General features: G+C 63.6%; 19 protein-coding genes. 11 read left to right on the top strand and 8 right to left on the bottom strand.

Translation table 11 applies throughout. The features are described from left to right. Window positions 1-53: 53 nt before the first annotated feature. Window positions 54-680, bottom strand: a complete 627-nt coding sequence (locus XH91_RS10620) for a MarC family protein (protein ID WP_128950555.1) — start codon at window positions 678-680, stop codon at window positions 54-56. Between the two features lie 145 nt (window positions 681-825). On the opposite strand from XH91_RS10620, the gene XH91_RS10615 reads away from it, so the two are divergent. The 4 genes from XH91_RS10615 to XH91_RS38775 all read left to right on the top strand — a co-directional run bounded on the left by XH91_RS10615 (window position 826) and on the right by XH91_RS38775 (window position 4,523). Further along, window positions 826-1,395: a YciE/YciF ferroxidase family protein gene (locus XH91_RS10615; protein WP_128950554.1), complete on the top strand. Its 570-nt coding sequence runs from the start codon at window positions 826-828 to the stop codon at window positions 1,393-1,395. Window positions 1,396-1,582: 187 nt separating this feature from the next. Then, a complete protein-coding gene (locus XH91_RS10610; protein ID WP_128950553.1) occupies window positions 1,583-1,966 on the top strand; it encodes an Hsp20/alpha crystallin family protein in 384 nt (127 codons plus the stop codon). An 8-nt stretch (window positions 1,967-1,974) separates the two neighbouring features. Continuing rightward, a complete protein-coding gene (lon, locus tag XH91_RS10605) occupies window positions 1,975-4,362 on the top strand; it encodes an endopeptidase La (protein WP_128950552.1) in 2,388 nt (795 codons plus the stop codon). 5 nt (window positions 4,363-4,367) lie between these two features. Further along, on the top strand, window positions 4,368-4,523 hold the full coding sequence (locus tag XH91_RS38775) for a hypothetical protein (protein ID WP_164934202.1): 156 nt from the start codon (window positions 4,368-4,370) through the stop codon (window positions 4,521-4,523). A 70-nt stretch (window positions 4,524-4,593) separates the two neighbouring features. Here the strand turns inward: XH91_RS38775 and XH91_RS10600 are convergent, their stop codons facing one another. The 4 genes from XH91_RS10600 to XH91_RS10585 form a co-directional block, all read right to left on the bottom strand. Beyond that, window positions 4,594-4,896, bottom strand: a complete 303-nt coding sequence (locus tag XH91_RS10600) for an HU family DNA-binding protein (RefSeq protein WP_008139488.1) — start codon at window positions 4,894-4,896, stop codon at window positions 4,594-4,596. A gap of 334 nt (window positions 4,897-5,230) precedes the next feature. Next, on the bottom strand, window positions 5,231-6,463 hold the full coding sequence (locus tag XH91_RS10595) for an acetyl-CoA C-acetyltransferase (protein ID WP_128950551.1): 1,233 nt from the start codon (window positions 6,461-6,463) through the stop codon (window positions 5,231-5,233). Window positions 6,464-6,588: 125 nt separating this feature from the next. Next, on the bottom strand, window positions 6,589-8,052 hold the full coding sequence (locus tag XH91_RS10590; RefSeq protein WP_128950550.1) for a GH1 family beta-glucosidase: 1,464 nt from the start codon (window positions 8,050-8,052) through the stop codon (window positions 6,589-6,591). A gap of 139 nt (window positions 8,053-8,191) precedes the next feature. Further along, window positions 8,192-8,599 (bottom strand): hypothetical protein, encoded by a 408-nt coding sequence (locus XH91_RS10585; protein WP_128950549.1) that lies wholly within the window; start codon window positions 8,597-8,599, stop codon window positions 8,192-8,194. A gap of 388 nt (window positions 8,600-8,987) precedes the next feature. On the opposite strand from XH91_RS10585, the gene XH91_RS10580 reads away from it, so the two are divergent. The 3 genes from XH91_RS10580 to XH91_RS10570 are packed head-to-tail and all read left to right on the top strand — an operon-like array spanning window position 8,988 to window position 12,500. Next, a complete protein-coding gene (locus tag XH91_RS10580) occupies window positions 8,988-9,941 on the top strand; it encodes a sugar-binding protein (RefSeq protein ID WP_128950548.1) in 954 nt (317 codons plus the stop codon). 30 nt (window positions 9,942-9,971) lie between these two features. Further along, entirely contained in the window at window positions 9,972-11,474 is a 1,503-nt protein-coding gene (locus XH91_RS10575; protein ID WP_128950547.1) for a sugar ABC transporter ATP-binding protein, read from the top strand. 12 nt (window positions 11,475-11,486) lie between these two features. Beyond that, entirely contained in the window at window positions 11,487-12,500 is a 1,014-nt protein-coding gene (locus XH91_RS10570) for an ABC transporter permease (protein ID WP_128950546.1), read from the top strand. A 251-nt stretch (window positions 12,501-12,751) separates the two neighbouring features. Here the strand turns inward: XH91_RS10570 and XH91_RS10565 are convergent, their stop codons facing one another. After that, the gene (locus tag XH91_RS10565) at window positions 12,752-13,075 is read right to left on the bottom strand and encodes a hypothetical protein (RefSeq protein ID WP_128950545.1); all 324 of its coding nucleotides are present in this window, start codon (window positions 13,073-13,075) and stop codon (window positions 12,752-12,754) included. Between the two features lie 615 nt (window positions 13,076-13,690). On the opposite strand from XH91_RS10565, the gene XH91_RS10560 reads away from it, so the two are divergent. The 3 genes from XH91_RS10560 (at window position 13,691) to XH91_RS39365 (ending at window position 17,909) form a co-directional block, all read left to right on the top strand. Continuing rightward, window positions 13,691-15,541: a caspase family protein gene (locus XH91_RS10560; RefSeq protein ID WP_128950544.1), complete on the top strand. Its 1,851-nt coding sequence runs from the start codon at window positions 13,691-13,693 to the stop codon at window positions 15,539-15,541. 644 nt (window positions 15,542-16,185) lie between these two features. Then, a complete protein-coding gene (locus XH91_RS10555) occupies window positions 16,186-17,487 on the top strand; it encodes an adenylate/guanylate cyclase domain-containing protein (RefSeq protein ID WP_245477351.1) in 1,302 nt (433 codons plus the stop codon). Then, entirely contained in the window at window positions 17,484-17,909 is a 426-nt protein-coding gene (locus XH91_RS39365) for a tetratricopeptide repeat protein (RefSeq protein WP_245477299.1), read from the top strand. The genes XH91_RS10555 and XH91_RS39365 overlap by 4 nt, the downstream gene beginning before the upstream one ends. A 162-nt stretch (window positions 17,910-18,071) precedes the next feature. On the opposite strand, the gene XH91_RS10550 is transcribed toward XH91_RS39365, so the two are convergent. After that, window positions 18,072-20,540, bottom strand: a complete 2,469-nt coding sequence (locus XH91_RS10550; protein ID WP_164934167.1) for a TonB-dependent receptor — start codon at window positions 20,538-20,540, stop codon at window positions 18,072-18,074. A gap of 181 nt (window positions 20,541-20,721) precedes the next feature. Continuing rightward, window positions 20,722-22,077 (bottom strand): histidine kinase, encoded by a 1,356-nt coding sequence (locus tag XH91_RS10545; protein ID WP_164934166.1) that lies wholly within the window; start codon window positions 22,075-22,077, stop codon window positions 20,722-20,724. A 194-nt stretch (window positions 22,078-22,271) separates the two neighbouring features. Here XH91_RS10545 and XH91_RS10540 point away from each other — a divergent pair, with 194 nt between their 5' ends. Then, entirely contained in the window at window positions 22,272-22,892 is a 621-nt protein-coding gene (locus XH91_RS10540) for a response regulator (protein ID WP_128950541.1), read from the top strand. The last annotated feature ends 44 nt before the right edge of the window (window positions 22,893-22,936 follow it).

Below are 22,936 nucleotides of genomic sequence, written 5' to 3'. Positions count from 1 at the left end.
GCAAGGGCCATGAATTTATTGTAAAATCAACAGATTAACAGTTTGTCGCGGCGCTAGGACAGGCTCGCCCGGACGGCCGCAATGCCGTTGATCACGAATTGCACCGAATAGGCCGCCAGCAGCATGCCGAGCACCCGCGAGAGCACCGCATTTCCGGTGCGCCCGAGCGTGCGCGCAATCAGGTGCGCCGAGGCGAAGCAGAGCATGCAGAGCAGGCAGACCGCCAGCACGATCGCGATGATGATCGCGAGCCTCGCCCCATAGCCCGCATCGCCGGCCAGCAGCAGCGTGGTCGCGATCGCCCCGGGACCGGCCATCATGGGGATGGCGAGCGGAAACACCGCGACATCGGAGGCGTGCTCGGCCGTGGCCTTGTCGGCCTCCCGCGCCTCGCGATGCGGCCGGTCGCCGAAGATCATCTGGTAGGACACTCCGAACAGCAGCAGTCCGCCCGCGATCTGGAAGGCGGGGATGCCGATCCCGAGCTGGCGCAGCAGCCAGTTTCCGACCAGCGCGATCACGACCAGGATCGAGGCCGCGATGAACGGCGCCCGCAGCGCCACGGTCCGCTTGCTCGCGTCGGGCATGCCGCCGGTCGCGGCCAGAAACGCCGGCGCAAGGCCGACGGGATCGACCACCAGCAGCAGCGTGACGAAGGCGGACAGGGCGAAGTCGAGCATGGGTCGGGCGCCTCAGACAAGCGTGGATCGCCAGCCATAGCGGCTCGCGCAGACCTTCGCGAGGAACATTTGCCTGTCCCGGCTCTTGATCGCGTGAGGATTGAGGAAGGACGTGCCTTCCCGTGTCGCCTCATGAGGAGGACCAATGGCGAAGAAAGCAAAGAAACGTGCACCTACGAAAAAGACCGCATCGCGCCGCCCGCGGCGGGCGCCTAAGATGCTGAGCGACCTTTTCCTGGAAACGCTGAAAGACATCTATTACGCCGAGAACAAGATCATCAAGACGCTGCCGAAGATGGCCAAGGCCGCGCATTCGAAGGACCTTGCCGCCGCCTTCAACAAGCACCTGCGGGAGACGCAGGGCCAGGTCAGACGGCTCGAGCAGATCTTCCGGATGCTGGACAAGCCTGCACGCGGCAAGCCGTGCGAGGCGATCAACGGCATTACCGACGAGGGCGCCGAGATCATGAAGGACTTCAAGAACGCCCCTGCCCTCGACGCTGGCCTGCTGGCGGCGGCGCAGGCCGTCGAGCACTACGAGATCTCCCGTTACGGCACACTTCGCACCTGGGCCGAGGAGCTCGGCATGCCCGAGGCGGCAAGGTTGCTCCAGGATACGCTGGACGAGGAAGAGGCGACCGACCACACCCTGACCGAGCTCGCCACGTCGGTCATCAACCTCGAAGCGGAGGCCGAATACCGCGAAGCCGCCTGATCCCGACCACCCGCCCAATTGTTGCCTCCGGCGCCGCGGAACATCTTTCGCGGCGTCGATGCGTCTGAGCGCAAGGGCCTGCTTCCCTTAGAGAGGCAGGCATGCCGCAAACGCGCGATGCTGGAAATTGCGGGAACCATCACCATATCCCCGTTTTCCAACCGCAGCGCCTTCCCAGAGTTTTGCCATGCAACCCAAAAATCCCTTTAACTGGATGCTGTCCGAGGCCCTCGACCAGCTGACCCGCGCCGAACGGCTGCGGCAGCAGTTCGGCCGCCAGGACACCTGCTGGGAGCCGCCGATCGACGTGCTCGAGACCGAGCATGAACTTTTGATCCTGGTGGCGCTTCCCGGCGTCAATCCGGACAATGTCGAGACCGTCATCCATGACGGCGTGCTGGTCATTTCCGGCCAGCGCACGCTGCCGCCGGAGCTTCGCAACGCCCGCATCCACCGGCTCGAGCTGCCGCAGGGGCGATTTGAGCGCCGCATCGCGCTTCCCCTTGGCCGCTACGCCATCAGCCGCTTCGTGATGGACGGCTGCGTCGCACTGCGCCTCGCCAAATCCTGAGGTCGATCATGGCCACCGAACAGATGAATACCGCTCAGACCAATCCAGACGTGAAGATCCCCGACGACGCACTGATCATCATCCCGGTACGCGAGATGGTGCTGTTCCCCGGCGCTATCGCGCCGATCGCGATCGCGCGGCCGAAATCCGTCGCCGCCGCGCAGCAGGCCCTGCGCGAGCAGCGGCCGGTCGGCATCGTGCTGCAGCGCCGCCCGGAGACCGACGAGCCGGGCCCGGATGATCTCTACAAGGTCGCGACCATCGCCAACATCGTGCGCTACATCACCGCACCCGACGGCACGCATCACATCGTCTGCCAGGGCGTGCAGCGCGCGCGTATCCTCGACTTCCTGCCGGGGACGCCGTTCCTGGCCGCGCGCTTCCAGCAGATCCCCGAGCCGACCACGACCTCAGCCGAGATCGAGGCACGGGCGCTGAACCTGCAGCGCCAGGCCATCGAGGCGATCGAGCTGCTGCCGCAGGCCCCGCCCGAGCTGGTCGCGATGTTCCAGAGCACCAGTGCACCCGGCGCGCTGGCGGATCTGGCGACGTCGTTCATGGACATCAAGCCATCCGACAAGCAGGAGGTGCTGGAGACCATCGACCTCTCCTTGCGCGTCGAGAGGGTGTCGAAGCATCTGGCGGAGCGGCTGGAGGTGCTGCGCATCTCCAACGAGATCGGCCAGAAGACCAAGGCCTCGTTCGACGAGCGGCAGCGCGAGGCGATCCTGCGCGAGCAGATGGCGACCATCCAGCGGCAACTGGGCGAAGGCGACGGCAAGGCTGCCGAGGTCGCCGAGCTGACGGCTGCGATCGCCAAGGCCAACATGCCGCCCGAAGCGGACGCGCACGCCAAGAAGGAGCTGCGCCGCTACGAGCGCATGCCTGAGGCCGCAGGCGAAGCCGGCATGGTCCGCACTTATCTCGACTGGCTGATCGAGCTGCCGTGGGCGCTGCCTGCGGAGAAGCCGATCGACATCAAGGAAGCACGTCGCATCCTGGATGCGGATCACTTTGGCCTGGAGAAGATCAAGAGCCGGATCATCGAATATCTGGCGGTGCGCAAGCTGGCGCCGCAGGGCAAGGCGCCGATCCTGTGCTTCGTCGGCCCGCCCGGCGTCGGCAAGACCTCGCTCGGCCAGTCCATCGCCCGCGCGATGGATCGCCCCTTCGTGCGCGTGAGCCTCGGCGGCGTGCATGACGAGGCCGAGATCCGCGGCCACCGGCGCACCTATATCGGCGCGCTGCCCGGCAACATCATCCAGGGCATCAAGAAGGCGGGCGCACGCAACTGCGTCATGATGCTGGACGAGATCGACAAGATGGGCCGCGGCGTGCAGGGCGATCCTTCCGCCGCGATGCTGGAGGTGCTCGACCCCGAGCAGAACGGGACGTTCCGGGACAATTACCTGGGCGTGCCCTTCGACCTGTCGCGCGTCGTCTTCATCGCGACCGCCAACATGCTGGACCAGATTCCCGGTCCGCTGCTGGACCGTATGGAGCTGATTAGCCTCGCCGGTTACACCGAGGACGAGAAGCTCGAGATCGCGCGGCGCTATCTGGTGCGGCGGCAGCTGGAGGCCAACGGCCTGACGGCCGAGCAGGCCGAGATCGAGCCGGAGGCGCTGAAGCTGGTGGTCAAGGGCTACACCCGCGAGGCCGGCGTGCGTAACCTCGAGCGCGAGATCGGCAAGGTGTTCCGCCATGCCGCGGTGCAGGTTGCCGAAGGCACGACCGCAAAGGTCGTGGTGACGGCAAAGGACATCGGCGACGTGCTGGGACAGCCGCGCTTCGAAGGCGAGATCGCGCAGCGCACCAGCATTCCCGGGGTTGCCACCGGCCTCGCCTGGACGCCTGTCGGCGGCGACATCCTGTTCATCGAGGCCTCGCGCGTGCCCGGCCGCGGCGGCATGATCCTGACCGGCCAGCTCGGCGAGGTCATGCGCGAGAGCGTGCAGGCCGCGCTGACGCTGGTGAAGAGCAAAGCGAACCAGCTCGGCATCGATCCCCAGTTGTTCGAGAAGAGCGACATCCACGTTCACGTCCCGGCGGGCGCAACCCCGAAGGACGGACCGAGCGCGGGCGTGGCGATGTTCACGGCGCTGACGTCACTGCTCACCAATCGCACGGTGAGGAGCGACACGGCGATGACCGGCGAGATCTCGCTGCGCGGCCTGGTGCTGCCGGTCGGCGGCATCAAGGAGAAGGTGGTGGCTGCGGCCGCCGCCGGCTTGAAGCGGGTGATGCTGCCGGCGCGCAACAAGCGGGACTATGACGACATCCCGAAGAGCGCGCGGGACAACCTGGAGTTCATCTGGCTGGAGCGTGTCGACGAGGCCATCGCCGCGGCGCTCGAGCCCGCGGAAGTCGATGCGAAGGTCGAAGCGGCGGAGTGAATGCGATGAATAAACTGCTGGAAGACGCGAAGCGATCGCGGACGACGCAGAAGCTGCGCCAGCTGCTCGGTCGTGCCATCGACCGGGTGCGCGATGCGCTTGCAGGACCGGTGCCGCGGCTTCAGCCGATCCCGGTCCGGGTGAGGCGCCGCAAGGGCTGATCCCCTCCGATCGGCCCGCGCGGGCATTCAAATCAAAAGGCCCCCTCTCATCGAGGGGGCCTTTGCGTTATCAGGCCACGGCGTCCTTGGCGGCCTTGACGGGGCGGGCGCGGACGATCTTCCGGGCCGGCTTGGCCTTGAACATCATCTCTTCGCCCGTGAACGGGTTGGTGCCCTTACGCGCCTTGGTCGCGGGCTTCTTAATGACCACGAACTTGGCGAAGCCCGGCACCAGGAACAGGCCGTTCTTCTTGAGCTCCTTGTGGCCGACATCGGTCAGCGTCTCCATGACGCTCTTGACGTCGCGCTTGGAAAGCTCGGTGGCGGTCGCAATCTTTTCGATCAACTGCGATTTGGACATTTGGGCTGGCATCGTGTCTCCTCTGATTCGTTGCCGGTTGCATATTAGACCAACCGGCGAAGGCCTATAGCCTTCTGCACAGTTTTGTCGCGGTTTTACGGGCTTTTTTGGCCCCCTGAGACAAAAAACCCTGCATTTTAGCGGCTTCCAGAGTGGATGGCGCCTCACGCAGCGGTTTTTGCCTTGTTTCAAAGGCCCGCAAGCAGCCTTGCTAAAGCTGATTCGATGCTTTCGACAAGCGACGACCGACCTCTTTGTGAGAAGGGATGCGCGATTCACCCTGAAAAATAAGGCTGGATCGTCGTCCTGCGACGTTTTTCCCTGCTTTTTACGGGGCCGCGGCGCACTAGACGCGCTCGATGATGATGGCTGGCGCCATACCGCCGGCCGCGCACATGGTGACGAGACCGCGCTTGAGATCCCGCCGCTCCAGCTCGTCGAGCACGGTGCCGATCAGGATCGAGCCGGTCGCGCCGATGGGATGACCGAGCGCGATCGAGCCGCCGTTGACGTTGACCTTGGCGCGGTCGAGCTTGAGATCCCTGATATATTTTTCCGCCACCACCGCGAAAGCCTCGTTGATCTCGAACAGGTCGATGTCGTCGATGGCGAGCCCGGCCTTCGCCAGCACCTTGCGCGTCGCCGGCACTGGTGCGTTCAGCATCAGGGTCGGCGAGTCCCCCATATTGGCCATGGCGACCACCCGGGCGCGGGCCTTGAGGCCATGTGCTCTGGCGTAAGACGGCGACGCGAGCAGGATCGCCGCGGCGCCGTCGACGACACCGGACGAATTGCCGGCGTGATGCATGAAGTCGATGTCGAGGTCAGGATATTTTTGCAGGATCAGGCCGCGATAGGTCGTGCCCTTGTCGTCCAGCGCATAGTCCGCGATCGCGGGGAACGCGGGCTTCAGGGCAGCTAGCCCTTCCATCGTCGTCTGTGGCCGCGGATATTCTTCATGGTCGAGCGCAAGGCTGCCGTCCTCGCGATGAACGGGCACGAGGCTCTTGTTGAAATGGCCGCCGGCAATCGCCTGCGCCGCGCGCTTCTGGCTTTCGAGGCCAAGCGCGTCGACGTCGTGCCGCGTGATGCCTTCCAGCGTCGCAATCGCGTCGGCACAGACGCCCTGATGCGACTGCGGATGTCTTGCACGAAGCCGCAGATTTCCGGAGTCCATCATCATCGGGCCGCCGCCGCGACGTCCCTCCATCGACATCATCTCGCAACCACCGGCGATGACGAGATCTTCCGCGCCCGCCATGATCGAGGAGGCCGCCATGTTGACGCTGGTGATGCCGGAACCGCAGAAGCGATCCAGCGTCACGGCGCTGGCCCGGACGTCATAGCCGGCATCGAGTGCCGACATGCGGCCAAGATCGCCGCCTTGCGTTGCCACCTGCGCGCTGCAGCCCCACACGATATCGTCGACATCGGCGGTGTTGATGCCGGTGCGATCGGCGAGCGCACGCAGCACGGTGGCGCCCAACTGCTGCGGATGAATGCCTGACAGCGCTCCCTTGCCGGCCTTGCCGACGCCGCGCGGGGTTCGGCAGGCATCGATGATCAGTGCGTCGGTCATGAGCGTTGTCCTCTCGTTGTGCATATTGAGGACGGTTTTGAATCAGGGGGAAAGTGGAGTCAATGCGCGGCATTTGCACCCTGAGCCCGGATTTTCCGCTCCGCGTAAAATCCGGACTCAAGCCATCACGCCCCCGCCGCGTTCTTCGCGACCACATTGCGGTAGAAGCTCGCACTCAGCTTGGCGGTGCGCACCTGGGTGTCGAAATTGACGTGATAGAGCCCGAAGCGCTTGTTGAGCCCGAACACCCATTCGAAATTGTCCAGCAGGCTCCAGAGGAAATAGCCGCGCACCGGCGCGCCTTCCGCGGTGGCGCGCTGGAGCTGGGCGAGATAGTTGCGCAAATACATGATGCGGTCGGTGTCGTAGATCTTGCCGTCAGGCGTCACCTGATCCTCGCCGGAGGTGCCGTTCTCGCTGATATAGATCGCATCGGTCTTCCAGATCTTTGCCGCGAGCTTCGGCACCCAGTAGATCGTCTCGGGGCCGACGCGCAGCCAGTCCGAGTTCATGTGCGGAAACGATTTCGGGATCGGCAGGGGCGTGAAGCCGGCGCCCTGGTCGGACGCGACGATATAGTGCTGCGGCGCGTAGATGTTGAGGCCGAGGAAATCGACCGGCGAGGAGATGATCTTCAATTCGGCGTCGGTATATTTCGGCGCGTCGCTGCCTGCATATTTCAGGAATGCGTCGGTGTAGCGGCCGGTCATGATGACGTTGAGATAGCCGGCATTCAGCTCGCGCAACGCGATCTCGGCGGCGCGGACGTTTTCGGGCGTGTCGATCGCGGGAATGCAGGCATCGATGTTCTCGGCGGGTCCGACGCGCGTGCCGCGGCGGCCATGGGCACGCACCGCCTGCACCGCGAGCCCATGCGCGAGCGCGCTGTTATGCCTGATCTGGTTTACCTCGGCCTGTGGCAGCGTCAGACCGGGCGCGTCGATGCCGATGCCATAGCCAAAATAGACGAAGCGGCCGCTCTCGTTCAGCGTGAACACGTTCCTGACGCGATCGGTCAGGTGCTCGGCGACATAGGCCGCGTAGTCACCGAAGATCTTGCAGGTCTCGGTCGACCGCCAGCCGCCGAAACGGTCCTGCAATGACTGCGGCAGGTCCCAATGATAAAGTGTCAGCCACGGCTCGATGCCGTTCTTCAAGAGTTCGTCGATCAGTCGATTGTAGAAGTCGAGCCCCTTCGGGTTCGGCTTGCCGTCGCCGTCAGGAAACACCCGCGGCCAGGCCACCGAGAACCGATAGGCCTTGCAGCCGAGTTCCTTGATGAGTGCGATGTCATCGACGTAGCGATGATAATGCTCAGCGGCGCGATCGCCATTGGTGCCGTCCTCGATCTTGCCGGGGATGCGGACGAACTTGTCCCAGATCGAGGCCCCTCGCCCGTCCTCCTCGACCGCGCCCTCGACCTGATAGGACGAGGTCGCGGTGCCCCAGAGGAAGCCTGCCGGGAAGCCGCCGGTGCGGCGCGGCGCGGCTGCCGGCTTGGCATCGGCGACCTCGGGTGGATTTGCGATTCCGGCCGCAGACAGGCCCGCGATTTTCGCGAACTGGCGACGCGAGACCTTGTCTGACATTGATGCTGGCTCCCAGATTGACGATGCGGCGGCACAATGACTGGGCGTCGTCCGTTTGAGAAGCGCCAGCACCGGAATTTGAGGATGCACAATCGCACTGGCCGAGGGCACGAGATGTCGCGGCAGGCGACGCTGCGCTTCAGCGCGAGCGCCTCGGCAGCTTTGGCAGCTTGCCGGGATTGAACCGCGGGACTTCTGAGGTTCGTTCAAGCGCCGCCGTCGGCTGCTCCGTCAGGATGAGCGTTCCCTCAAGGACGACTCCCTGCGCCTGCCCCGCCGTTGCCGTGTAGGTCGCGATTTTGCCGGGGCACATGCCCTCGATGTCCAGCGTGAGTTCATCATAGACGCCGAACACCGTGTCACGCCCTTCGGTGTGACGCTTCGTCGAAACGGTCGCGGTGAAACGATCGCCATCGATCTTGCAGGAGCCGTGATACGTCATCAGGCTGTCGCGGCCCCAGATCTGGCCGTCAGCGACATGGACGATGCCGGTGCCCTGATCGAATGGCGTCTTGTACCACGCCGCGTAGGTACCGTCCTTCAGCATGGGGGCCGCTCCCCTGGTCTCGCCACGCCGATCATCCGCACGATCAGCGCTAAAGCGTGGTTAATAACCCGGTCCGTACCAATCCGGGGCCCCGCGGCGGGACTTCCAGTTCCCCCAACACGTTCAGGATGATGAACGCCGGCGAGGCGAGCGTTGGGGCGATTTCGCGCGAACGTCGCCTCCTGTTGCACGCTCGACGTGCTTTTGCTACGGTTGAGGTACGCGCCTCATTTCACCTCATGGGCCGACTGGTGACCCCGCCCCTGCCGCAAAGATGCGGATTGGCGGCCGACCGGTGTGTCCCGTGGGGGGAGCGAGGCATGTGCCCAATTCGGGCTGAAGCAGAGTTGGCCTCCATCAAGGGCTGACCGCACAAGGGGAGGATGACATGCAGCGTCACTTGATCGCAGGTATATCTGTCGCGTTCGCACTGGCTCTGGGCCTCGGCTCGGCCAATGCGGCCGACAAGAAGGTCCTGGCCTTCGTCGTCAACGGCGCGTCCGACTTCTGGAAGATCGCGGAAGCCGGCGTGAAGAAGGCCCAGGGCGAACTGCCCAACTACAATCTTCAGCTCAAATATCCGGAGCAGGCCGCCGCTGCCGTTCAGCAGCGCATGATGGACGACCTCGTTGCCGCGGGTGCCGCCGGCATCATGGTCAGCGCGGTCGATCCGAAGAACCAGGTCGAGCACCTCAACAAGATCGCCTCGCAGACGCTGCTGTTCACCACCGACAGCGACGCCCCGAACTCGAAGCGCATCGCCTATATCGGCTCGTCCAACGTCGACCTCGGCAAGGACGCCGGCAAGCTGATGCTCAAGGCGCTGCCGAACGGCGGCAAGTGCGTCGGCTTCGTCGGTCTGCCCGGCGCCGACAACGCCCGCGAGCGCATCGAAGGCGTCAAGGAAACCATCAAGGGCTCGAAGGTCGAGCTGGTCGACGTTCGCGGCGACGAGATCGATCAGACCCGCGCCAAGCGCAACGTCGAGGACATCCTCGCCGCCATGCCCGACGTGAGCTGCCTGGTCGGCTTCTACTCCTACAACACGCCCCGCATCTATGAAGTGCTGAAGGAGGCCGGCAAGCTCGGCAAGATCCAGATCATCGGCTTCGACGAGGATCCGATCACGCTGGGCGGCGTCAAGGAAGGCGCCATCGCCGGCACCGTCGTGCAGCAGCCGTTCGAGTGGGGCTATCAGGGCATGAAGCTGATGGCGAAGTACATCGAGGGCGACAAGTCCGGCGTGCCCGCCAACGGCATCATCATCGTGCCCGGCAAGGTCATCGACAAGAGCAATGTCGACGACTTCATGGCCTCGATGAAGGCGATGCTCAAGAAGTAGGAGACGTGCGGGCGTTGCCCGCAGCCTTTAATGACTGAGCCGTTTCTCGAACTCGTCGATATCAGCAAGAGCTATCCCGGCGTGGTCGCACTCGACCACGTCGGCCTTGCCGTGTCGCCGGGCGAGGTGATCGCGCTGATCGGCGAGAACGGCGCCGGCAAGTCGACCTTGATGAAGGTGCTCGGCGGCGTGGTCGAGCCCAGCGGCGGCCGCATCCGCGTCGACGGCGTCGAGCGAAACGCATTGACGGTGGCTGAGGCGATCGCCGCGGGCATCGCCTTCGTCCATCAGGAGCTCAACCTCTTCGACAATCTCGACGTTGCCGGCAACGTGTTCATCGGCCGTGAGCCCGTGCATGGCGGGCCGCTGCGGCTGATCGACCGCAAGACCCTGTACGCCAGGACGCAGCCGCTGCTCGACCGCTTAGGTGCCGATTTCGCGCCGGACGCGCCGCTCGCGGAGCTGTCGCTGGCCCAGCGCCAGCTCGTCGAGATCATGAAGGCGCTGTCGCTCGATGCGCGCCTCGTCATCATGGACGAGCCGACATCGAGCCTGACCCTTTCCGAAACCGACCGGCTGATGCGGGTCATCGCCGCCCTGAAGGCCCACGGCGTCAGCATCATCTTCATCACCCATCGCCTCAACGAGGTGATGCAGTGCGCCGACCGCGCCGTGGTCTTGCGCGACGGACGCATGGTCGGCGCGCTGACCCGGGCCGAGCTGTCGCCGGCGGCGATGATCCGGCTAATGATCGGGCGCGACCTCAAATCGCTCTACGTGCCGCCGGCCGCGCCGCCCGGCGAGGCGGTGCTCGATATCATCGAGGCCGTGACCGACACCTATCCGGAGCGCGCCGTGAGCCTGTCGGTTCGGCGCGGGGAGATTTTGGGGCTGGCCGGCCTCGTCGGCTCCGGCCGAACCGAGCTGGCGCGCGCCGTTTTCGGCGTCGATCCGCTCCGCCGCGGCGCGATCAAGCTGAACGGCGAAGCGATCCGCGTGACAAACCCGCGCGCGGCGATCGACTACGGCATCTACCTGATTCCGGAGGACCGCAAGGGCTGCGGGCTCCTGCTCGACGTGTCGATCGCCGAGAACATTTCGCTGCCGGATCTGTCGTCCTATCTGCGCTTCTTCCTGGTGAACACCGCGCAGGAGACCAAGAACGCCCGGGCCCAGCGCGAGCAGCTCAAGATCCGCGCGCCCGATGTTGCGACCACGGTCGGCTCGTTGTCCGGCGGCAATCAGCAGAAGGTCGTGCTGGCCAAATGGCTGTCGATGCGGCCCAAGGTGCTGATCTTCGACGAGCCGACGCGCGGTGTCGACGTCGGCGCCAAGCAGGAAATCTACGAGATGCTGCGCCGGCTGACCGACGCCGGCGTCGCCATCCTGATGATTTCGAGCGACATGGAGGAGGTGATCGGGGTCAGCGACCGGATCGCCGTCATGCACGAGGGGGCGATCTCGGGGTTCCTTGATCGCAGCCAGTTCAGCGAGCACAACGTGCTTCAGTTGGCCGTCGGCCACGCGGTTTGAGATGAGGGTGCCTTGAACAAGAAAGATCTGAGCCTGCTGGTCCTGATCCTCGTCGTCGGCGCGGTCGTGGCCTTCATCAATCCGCGTTTCCTCTACGTCGGCAATCTCTCCAACACGCTGAACCAGGTCGGGATGTTCGGCATCTTCTCGATCGCGGAAGCCTTCGTGATCATCATCGGCGGGATCGAGCTCTCGGTCGGATCGGTGATCGCGCTGCTCGGCGTTCTCTTCATCGACCTCATCGTCAATCACGACGTCAACTGGATGCTCGCCTTTGCCGCAATCATCGCGGGCGGCCTCGTGATCGGCCTCGTGCACGGCGCGCTGGTGACGCGGATGCATATCCAGCCGTTCGTGGTGACGCTGTGCGGACTTCTGATCTATCGCGGCGCCGCGCGCTATTACACCGAGGACGCGACCGCGGGCTTCGGCTTCGGCGCCAGCTTTCCGACGCTGGAATGGCTGACCGCGGGCCGCACCAATCTACTCGGCTTTCCCGTCCCGCACAGCCTGGTGGCCCTGATTGTCGTCGCCGCCATTGCATGGGTTCTGCTGCATCGCTCGGTGTTCGGCCGCTATCTCTACGCCGTCGGCAAGAACGAGGAGGCCGCGCGCTATTCCGGAATCCGCTCCGAGCGCGTGATGGTTTCGGCCTATGTCATCTGCGGCGGGCTGACCGCGTTCTCGGCAATCCTGTTCGCGATGTACACCCGCTCGATCTCGCCGGCCGTGCACGGCTCGTTCTACGAGCTCTATGCCATCGCCGCGGCCGTGCTCGGCGGCTGCTCCCTGCGCGGTGGCGAAGGCTCGATCGTCGGCGTCGTGCTCGGCACCGTGCTGCTCCAGGTGCTGCAGAACCTGGTCAATCTCTTGGGCATTCCGAGCTCGCTGAATTTCGCTGTGATGGGCGCAGTGATCCTGATCGGCGTCCTCGCAGACCAGTATCTCGTCCAGCGCCGGCAACGCGTCGGCGCGGCCAAGGGCCGGACGCAGACCAGCCTCGCCGCCGCCCCGCTGGAGGGGTGACGGTGGCGTGAGGGAAGTCGAAAACAACCCCATGCACAGTAGCCGGGGATAGCGAAATCAATGGCTTAAAGCGCGATGCGACCGGGATGAGGTATCATCGCGCGCGAGGTCGTTGTCCGGCCAAGATTTTTCCGAAAATCCGCATTTGATTTGACCTGTCGGGCAAAACAGGTGTATGGTGACATCATCCGCAGTGTTCGGCTGCGTTTCCTCCCGACCCAGCAATCGATTCGATCGAACTGCGGCCGACGTCAGAAACCACAGTCCGCATAGCCCTTCCGCGCCAAATGGAAGTGCGAGCCGTCGCCGACGAAATCAACGTCCAGACATTGGTTGCCGCGACGAAAAGCGCCCAGGCCCTCGCAACGCAGATATTCGAGGTTGATGCGCCATCGCTTCTCCGACGGCAGATAGGTCGCGAAGTCGTGTTGGGCGCGCGCGGGGCCCTTGCAGATCCCGGCAATATAGTGCCGGACTTCGGCGGGTAGAACGTCGATGTGCTCGGAATTCAGGGGATCGTCATGACCAACGCCTCCCGACCGAGCGTCGGCTGGAAGCGCCGCACAAACCGTCAAGCTCAATCCCAGCAGGAATGCTCTGATCCACATTGTCTCTGCCTTATCGTGCTCGCGTAACGCCGCACTATAACGCCGGAGAGCCTACGGGCAGCTGGCAAGATGCTGCCTTGCGGCCGATCAAGGTATTCACAAGTTTAAAACGGGATGTCGGGGCCAAAGGGCGCGGGCTGCTGTCGTATCTGCCCTCGCCGACCCGGAAAGCGCACTGTGTTCGGGATGACCAGTCATCGCGCATGAGCCTGTCGTTCGAGCACGATACTTCCGAAAAACAGAACATCTTTTCACTCGTCGGACGAGACAGGCGCATGATGGCGCCATCAGGGACTGCTGGGTCGGGCCCTCGCTCCGCCGACTCCGTCTCAATGTCTCACAGCTTCACGCCGCGTCCCACGCGTGAGGCTCCGAAGGTTAACTAGGGCGTGCACTCATACACGTCGGCTCACCAACGCACCGCGGAAGTCTGCCATGTTAAGCATGATCGACGGCTTGTGACCCGCAGCAGACCTCGCCTTGTATTGGATCCAATGATCTTTAGGTGATCGATGTCACATAAGTGGTCCTTGTCTTTCAGCAGTCTCTAGATAGGCTGCGCACTTATTGCCGGGGACATTAATGGGTACTTTTCGCTGGTTTTGTTTGGTCGTTTCCATTTGGCTGGTGTGCGGCACGGCGCACGCCGAGCGCCGCATGGCACTGGTGATTGGCAACTCGGCCTACAAACGCGTCCCAAAACTCGCCAACCCCACCAACGATGCCGCGCTAGTCGGGGGCATGTTCAGGAGCGCCGGGTTCGACTGGATCGACATCAAGACCGACGTGAACGCATCCGAGATGCGCAAGGCCCTGCGCGACTTCGGTCAGCGGACGCGGGATGCCGAGGTCGCCGTCATCTACTATGCCGGTCACGGCATCGAGCTCGACGGCACCAACTATCTCATTCCGGTCGATGCGGCGCTCGAGACCGACAGCGACGTGCTGGACGAAGCCGTGGGTCTCGACCGTGCGCTGTTCGCAGTCGAGCCTGCAAAGCAGCTTCGGTTGATCATCCTTGACGCCTGCCGCGACAATCCTTTCGCCAAGACCATGAAGCGCACCGTGGCGGCCCGCGCCATCGGACGCGGCCTCGCCAAGGTCGAGCCGACCAGCCCCAACACCATGATCGCCTTCGCCGCGAAAGCCGGCTCGACCGCATCGGACGGCAGTAGCAGGAACAGCCCGTTCGCCACGGCGCTCGTCGAACGCCTGCCGACACCCGGCCTCGACCTGCGCAAGGCATTCGGCTTCGTCCGCGACGATGTCCTGAAGAACACCGCCTATCAGCAGGAGCCGTATGTCTACGGTTCGCTCGGCGGCGACGACGTGCCGCTGGTAGCCCCAAAGCCCGTGACGACGGGCCCGCAGGCGAACCCCGAGGAGGCGGTTCGCCGCAATTACGAGCTCGCGCTGCAACTCGGCACCCGTGACGCCTGGACGGCTTTCCTGAACAGGTATGCCGACGGATTCTATGCCGACCTCGCCAAGGGCCAGCTCAACAAGATCGCGGCCGAGGAAGCCCGCTCGGCGGCTGCCGAAAAGGCGCGGCAAGCCGAGGAGGACAAAGCGCGGCTGGTCGCCGAACGCGCGAAGAAGGCTGATCAGGACAAGGCGGCGGCCGCCGCCAAGGCCGCCGAGGATGCACGGATCGCGGCAGAGAAGGCCAAGCAGATCGAAGAGACCAAGGCGGCCGCGGCCGAACAGCGTCGAAAGGACGCGGAAGCCGCCGTCGCCCAGGCACTCGCCGACAAGCAGGCCGCCGAGAAGGCCCTCGCCGACAAGATTGCCAACGACAAGGCGGTGTCCGATCAAGCGGAGAAGCAGGCGCCCGAAAAGGCGCAGCCTGAAAGCGAGCGCAAGGTTGCGGCTATCACGCCTGCCGAGACGCCGCCGGGCCTGTCCTCCGCGGAGATTGCGAAGCTGGTGCAGTCGGAACTGCGCCGGGTCGGATGTCTGGCCGGCAACCCGGATGGCGACTGGAATACGGCCTCGCAGCGCTCGCTGACGCTGTTCAACAGGTTCGCCGGTACAAAGTTCGACGCCAAGCTTGCAAGCTTCGAGGCACTCGACGCGATCAAGGCCAAGCCCGGCCGCGTCTGCCCGCTGGTGTGCGAGCACGGCTTCAAGGCCGATGGCAATGCATGCGTGAAGATCGCATGCCGAGCCGGCTATCGCATCAACGACGATGACGAATGCGAGAAGGTGCGGGACAAGAAACCCGTCGTGACTCGCGAGGATGCCAGGAAACGGGACACCGAGCGCAAGCAGACCGAGGCTGAACCCGCGAAGCCGCGGGCCAGCGGCCAGATATTCTGCAACTCTGCGGGCTGCCGTCCGGTTCGTCCGGGCTGTCACCTTGACGCCCTGTACGGGCAGCAGGCGTATGCGCGAAGCGGAAGCGGGGTGGGCACGACCGAAGTCTGCAACTGACGACGAGCACGAAGAACTGCGCGTCTTTATTGACTCCCCTTCCCGCTCCATGGTCGGAACTTTGCCGCAGTACCCCCGTTCACGGTGATTGGGACGGCGCGGGCGAACGCGATACGATGGATGTTGGTGGTCTTGGTCGGCAGCGTGTCACTCCAACGCCAATCGTATCTTGGACAATTCAGCGATTGCCTCGCTGCTCATGCCTGTCGCATTGAGCAACTCAGAACGAGCTGCTCACTTCCACGCTTGGTAGCCGCAAGTACGGCGATAGAGCCGGTGCTTCCGGATGAAACGGCATCGAGGCGCATGCGTGGCAGACCGCACCTGTGGCAGTTCGGCTCTCAGGGATAGGCCGTCTTTTCCATTGCCCCAAACTAACACCGGAATAGAGAGCGTTGCCCCTCTGGAGCTTTACTTAAGTGGAACCACGGGACGGGGCTTTATCGCGCGGAATTTCTGGGCGGCAGCGATTTCCGGCCTTTTGGTCACGTCGGCTTATGACCCATTTCGGACCTCGATGATCGTCGGAATCCTGGCGCCCGGACTGGTAGGCCTGACTATCCCGTGATTGGATAGGTCCCGATTTTCGGGATTGGTGGGGATTTGCAGTGACAGGCGGACGCGTAGAGCGACGATTGGCGGCAGTGCTGGCGGCAGACGTTGCCGGTTATAGCCGCCTCATGGGCGCTGACGAACTCGGCACATTGCAGGCTCTCAAAGCGATTCGTCGCGAGATCGTCGATCCCGCCATCGCTGCGCACAAAGGCCGCATCGTCAAAACGACCGGAGATGGCATGCTGGTCGAGTTCGCCAGCGCGGTTGATGCGGTCACCAGCGCCGTGACCATTCAGGATCAGATCGCTCGGAGGAACGAGACTATTTCGTTCCGGATCGGCATAAACGTCGGCGACATCATTATTGATGACGACGATATCTTCGGCGACGGCGTCAACGTCGCAGCGCGTGTTGAGAGTGAATGCGAGCCCGGAGGCGTCTGCCTGTCCGGCAGCGCCTACGAGCAGGTCCGCGGCAAGACCGCATTTGCCTTCGACGATCTCGGCGACCGCAGTTTGAAGAACATCGAGCGGCCGGTACGGCTTTATTCAGCTCGGTCGGCATCTACCACGAGCGCCAAGCCTCATTCGGAAACGACCAAGTCACTGCGCTTGCCCGATCGGCCCTCAATCGCGGTGCTTCCGTTTCAGAATATGAGCGATGATCCGGAGCAGGGATATTTCGCTGACGGAATAGTCGATGACATAATCACCGCATTGTCTCGCTTCAAATCCCTATTCGTAATCGCACGCAATTCGAGCTTTATCTACAAGGGGGCGGCAGTTGACATCAAGCTGGTTGGTCGCGAGCTTGGCGTTCGCTACGTACTTGAGGGCAGCGTCCGAAAGGCTGGCCGAAAGGTTCGTATTGTTGGGCAATTGATAGACGCAGTGAGCGGCGCGCATGTGTGGGCGGATAGATTCGACGGTTCGTTGGAAGATATTTTTGAATTGCAGGACAACTTGACGACAAGCGTCGTCGGCGCAATCGTACCAAAACTTGAGCAAGTTGAGATTGATCGCGCCAAGCGCAAGCCCATCCAAAACCTCGATGCTTATGATTCCATTCTGAGGGGAATGGACTGTTTACAAACGGCTGGGGACAGGGAAAAAGATGATGAAGCGCTGCGGTTTTTCTACCGTGCAATAGAACTGGATCCGCAGTCAGCTTCAGCCTATGGCTGGGCGGCCAGCCGATATCACGTTCGCAAAATGAACGGGTGGATCGTAGATAAAGAGCGCGAATTTGCCGAAGCGAGGCGTCTGATTGAATGCGCTATCAAATTTGGTCAGGACGACGCCGTCGCGTTGTCGCGCGTGGCGTTTGCACTTTCTTTTATTTTTTTGAACATGAGCAGGCCGCTACGTTGGTTGATAGCGCTATTGCCATGAACTCCAATCTTGCAATCGCGCTTCGTGCGCGCGCATGGATCAGTGTTTATCTCGGGGAACACGAGAAGGCCCTGAATGAGATTGATCGCGCGATCCGCGTTAACCCAATCGACCCGCAAAACTATCACTTAGAAAATGCTAGGGGCTTTGCCCTGCTTTTTCTGGGTAAATATGATGAAGCTTGCCACAGCGCAGAGCGCGCGCTCGCTATTCAGCCAAGAATTACTCCATCCCTAAGAATTGCGTCAGTTGGACATGCCCTATCAGGGAGGCTTGATCAAGCACGGTCAATGATGGGGCGCTTGCGCGAAATCGATATGGTCATGCGCCTTTCCAATGTAGAGGAGTGGTCACCTTTCAATCGAAAGCAAGATGTTGAGAGGTTTCTCGAGGGTCTGCGTTTAGCGGGTCTTCCCGATTGATGCTAGTTGCCCGGAGCCGCCCGATGTTAGGGACGACTTCTATAGCTGGTAATGTCTCGTCTTGGCCCATCTCGGACTTAGGGTAAGCTGTGCCACCGCGCAGCTCTCAGAGGCAGAACGGACCTCATACGACGTACAGCGCGGATTTATGAGTACACGGCTTCAGAACGTGACTCGCGCCCCGGCATAGAAAGCCCTTGGCCTTGCCGGGCTCAGCGAGCGCGGGTCGGTGAAGGGGTTTCCGCCGTTGGTGAAATTCGGCAGCGCGCCGGTGTCGAAGAACTGTCCGTAGGTCGCGTATCTGTTGTCGAAGACGTTGTCGACCTTGCCGTAGAGCTGGACGTTCCTGGTGACCTGGTAGGAAGTGTGCAGGTTGAAGACCGTGTAGGACGGCAGCTTCGCAGATTGGTTGGATTCGTCGCCCACCAGATATTGGCTGGAGACGAACAGTGCGTTGCCGCCAACCTTCCACTCATCGGTCACGGCGTAGTCGACACCGATCTTGATGCGGTGGCGCGGGATCGCGGGGATCTGGTTGCCGGGCAAGACCTGGATGTGGCCGTCGGCATCGGCGAACGGGCTGTTCGAGCCGAGCGTCAACGGGTCGAGGAAGCGGGCATCGATGAAGGTGTAGCTCGCCTGGAACTGAAGTGCCGCTGACTTGACGTTGACCTCGGCCTCGAGCCCCTGCCGCCGCGTCCTGCCGACATTGGTGAAATAACCAAATCCGGTTCGATCAGGGACCGGGACGGCCAGGATGTCGTCATAGTTGGTGGCGCGGAAGCCGCCGATCTTCCAGCCGAGCGTGCCGATGGTCAGCTCCCTGGTGCCGCGCAAGCCCGCTTCCACGGTCTTGGACACGACCTGCTTCAACGGCGGGTCCGAGACCAGAAACGCCGCGATGAGACAGGGATTGTTCGGATCGGCGCAGCCGAGCTCCAGCGGCGTCGGCACGCGGTTGGCCTCGGAATAGCCGGCATAGGCGGTCAACTCCGAGGTGATCTTGTAGGTGCCGCCGATCACCGGGTTGAACCTCGTGTAGGTGGAGTCGCCGTTGAGCGCGGTGCCGAGCTGGTCCTCCAGCGAGATGCGCGCCACGTTGAAGCGGCCTCCGCCCGTGAGCGCGAAGGCATCCGTCACGTTGAACGTATCCGTCGCATAGAAGCCGTTATATTGATTGACCGTCCGCAGCGAGACGGGACCGGCAAGCCCGGTCGCGATGGTGCCTGTCGGCCCCAGGAAGACGCCGCTGCCGCTGACGATGTAGTTCTCTCCGATCGAGCCGATCTCCGCCATGGCATCGTAGCGCGTGGTGCTGGCATCGTAGCTCGTGCCCATCACGAAGCGGTTATCGTGCCCGAACAACTGATCGCTGTTGGTGGCCTGCCCCGAGACGCCGAAGCTGGTCGACCGTATCGAGCTGCGGTCGATCTCGCCGAGGATCGTTCCCGGCGCAAAGGGATTGTCGAGCTGCACGCCGTTCATGCCGTTCGCGGGAGTCGCACCGTCGCCGAAGCACAGCAGCGTCGCGTCCGCCGTGCACTCTCCGACGTTGGTGGGATTGCCGTCGACGATCTTCTGCTCGTACCGTCGCACATGAGCGGTGCCTTCGAGCGTCCAGGTCGGCGTCGCGTCGGCCTTGGCGGTCAGGTTGAGATAGCCGACGCGGTTGGAGCTGGTCTGCGGCGTCGTGTAGGTTGCGCCCCAATAATTGTTCAGGAGCTCGGCCGGCACGGTGGCGTTGGCGCCGAAATCGTTCTTGGCGGCTCCCATATTGACGTGGAATTCGCTGTCGCCGGCCTTGTAGCCGACGTCGCTGTAGAAGCGCCGCACATCCGATTGGGAGAAGTTGCGGAAGCCGTCGTCGTGCAGGCCTTCGAGCGCGGCGTAGATGCCCCAGTTCTGGTCGACCTGCTTGCCCCATTGCGCCGAGCCTTGCATACGGCCGAACGAGCCACCCATGACATCGAGCTCTGCACCCTGATAGGTGAAGCCGTCCTTCATTTGCAGATTGATCGCGCCTCCGAGCGCGTTGAGGCCGAAGGCGGGATTGTTGGTCACGAGCGTCACCGACCTGATCGCCGCGGTCGGGATCAGGTCCCAGTTGACGGCGTCAGAGAACGCTTCGTTGATGCGGACGCCGTTCTGGTACACGGCGAGGCCTTGCGGCGTGCCCGTCACGGGCGAGGCGATGAAGCCGCGAAACTCGACATTGGGCTGGAACGGGTTGCCGGTGACCTCGCTGATGCTGACGCCGGCGATGTTGTCGCGCAGCGCATCCGTGACATTGAGCGAGCCGGTGCGCTTGATCTGGTTCGCATCGACGGCATTGATCGCCGACGGAACCTTGTCGACCTCGAGACCCCTGCCGGTGCCGGGCGCTGTCGGGTAGACGTAGATCCTGCCGCTACTCCTCGGCTTCCCGGAATTCGCGGCCGTCCGCGCGACGGGACGGGACGGCGCGCGACGTGCGGTCGGCTGCGGAGCCACCACCTCGACCGCGGGCAAATTCTGGACGTTGGTCTCCTCGTCTTGCGCAGCCCGCGCGTCGGTCGCGAATACAGGCACGGACAGCAACCCTGATGAGACCGAGGCCATCAGCAAATTACGCGCGTGTCCCAGCTTGCCCATTCCCATCGCCCCATCAGGCACCACCGGCTGTATTGATGTTCGCCTGATGGTTTGGGGCGAGTCTATTCGACGACACCTGATGCACTAGCCCCAAAAGGTCGTAGGGAATCCGCACCCGTTTTCCCGACGAAATCGGGAACTTTTCCCGATCGGGAAATTTCCCTGATGAAGGCGGGCGCGATCAGGCCGCCGCGGTTGGAACCAGCGCCTCCACGGTGACGCCGCTCTCACCACTGGCGACGTTGAGCGTGCCGCCGAGCGCCAGAATGCGCTCGCGCATGCCAACGAGGCCGAAGCCGAGCTTCTGGCCGGGCTCCATGCCGCGGCCGTTGTCGCTGACCCGCACACGCGCACAGAAGCGGCCATCGCGGCCCGGCTGCTCCGCGGGCTCGATCACGACGTTGATCGCAGTTGCGCCGGCGTGGCGGAACGCGTTGGTGAGGGCCTCCTGCACGACGCGATAGATCGTGAGGTCGGCAGTCTCGCCCGTCGGGCCAAGCGCCGGCGAGATCGTGGTCTCGATGGTGACGTCAGGATGCGATTCCCGCCACAGCCGCGACAGCGATTCCAGCGCCTTGCCGAGGCCCAGCTCGGCAAGCCCGACCGGCCGCAGCCGCTCCAGCACGCGGCGCGTGAACTGCTGCAGCGCGTTGATCTGCTCCAGCAGCGCGCCGCCGTGCTTTCGCACGGCGTCCGCGCTCGGCGCCCGTCCATCGGCCAGTTTCGCCAGCGCACTGGCATGCGCGCGCAGCGAGAACAGATACGGCCCGAACTCGTCATGCAGCTCGCGTGCGATCTCCTTGCGCTCGACGTCCTGGAGCGACACCGCGCGCTCGGCAAGGCGACGCTTGTCCTCGACCGCCTCGCCGAGAGTCGCCGCGAGATGATTGAGCCTGGAGCAGATCGCAGCCAGCTCCGGCGCGCCACCGGGCGCAACGCGCGCATCGTAGTCGCCGCCCTCGAGCTCGCCCATGGTCTGCGCCAGAGATTCCAGCGGCGCGAGCGCGCGGCCGACCACGGTCATCATCACCAGGAACAGCGCCAGCGCGATCACCGATCCGACCTCGAGCTGGGTGACGATGGCGTCCCATATCTCGGCGATCTCGTCGTTGGGATGCGAGGTGATCACCAGGGAGCCTGGCTTGCCATGAACCGAGACCGGCACAGTGACAGCGGTCTGCTCGGGATGCACCAGGCTGACGAACCAGGCCGGCGGCCCCGGCGTATCATCCGCACCGGACCGCAATGGTGTCAGCGGGTTACCGCCGGCATCGCGAAGCGCGATGCTGACATGGCGCAGACGGTTCAGATCGTGCGCGATCTGGTTCAGCCTGGCATCGGGATCCGGCGCCTCGTTGAGATCGGCAACGATCATCTCGATGAATTCGCGCGCCAGCCGGATCACGCTTTGGTCCTCGGCTTGCACGCGCGGCCCCGCCTCCGCGACCTGGCGAGCGATGTTGACGGCGAGCCCGAGCGCCAGCAACAGCGCCAGCAGAAGGTTGATGCGCCCGCGCAAGGAGAGATTTTGCCACATTGCTTTCGCCCGTGCCCCGTCGAGGAGCGCCCGCGCCTGTCCGATAACGTTGACAGGGGCAAAGCGCCCGATATCTAATCGGAAGCGTACAGCAATCCCGGCCGGGTTGCATGACCGGACGGATTTCCTCGTTCGGCACCATGCGGCGCGAAATCGCGAAACTAAAGAGGCCGGCGCTGTCACGGGGAACGCCTATGCGCATTCTGATCGTCGACGATCATCCCATTGTCGCCTCCGGCTGCCGTGCCGTGCTGGCCGACGAGGGCGAGATCGAGATCCTGGAGGCCGCCGACGCCGAGGACGGCGAGAGCATCTTCATCGTGGAGCGCCCCGACCTCTGTGTCATCGACATCAACCTGCCGACGGTCTCCGGCTTCGAGTTGGCGCGCCGCATCCTCGAGCGCGCGCCGGAAGCCCGCATCATCATGTTCAGCATGAACGACGACCCCGCCTTCGCCGCCCGCGCGATCGAATGCGGTGCCAAGGGGTATGTCTCCAAGACCGGCGACCCCGACGATCTCGTCGAGGCGATCCGCACCGTCGGCGCCGGCGGCACATATCTGCCGAGCGCGATCGCCCGCAGCATCGCTTTCGCAGGGCCGACGCTGGCGCAGAGCCCGCTGTCGAAGCTGAACGCACGCGAGATGGAGATCTTGCGGCTGCTCAGCGCAGGAAAGAGCCTCTCCGAGATCGCCTGGCTGGTGCAATCGTCCTACAAGACCGTCGCCAACACCTCCTCGATCATGCGCCAGAAACTCGGGGTGAAGACTTCCGTCGAGCTGGTGCGGCTGGCGATCGACAGCGGCGTGGCCTAGAACCGCGCCACAAATTTCGGTCACACAAGCATCGCATTCTCGAT

Origin of the sequence: Bradyrhizobium guangzhouense (assembly GCF_004114955.1) — a bacterium.
GTDB classification, from domain to species: domain Bacteria; phylum Pseudomonadota; class Alphaproteobacteria; order Rhizobiales; family Xanthobacteraceae; genus Bradyrhizobium; species Bradyrhizobium guangzhouense.
The sequence above is the reverse complement of the archived record's forward strand: the minus strand, read 5'-3'. Positions and strand labels throughout refer to the sequence as shown.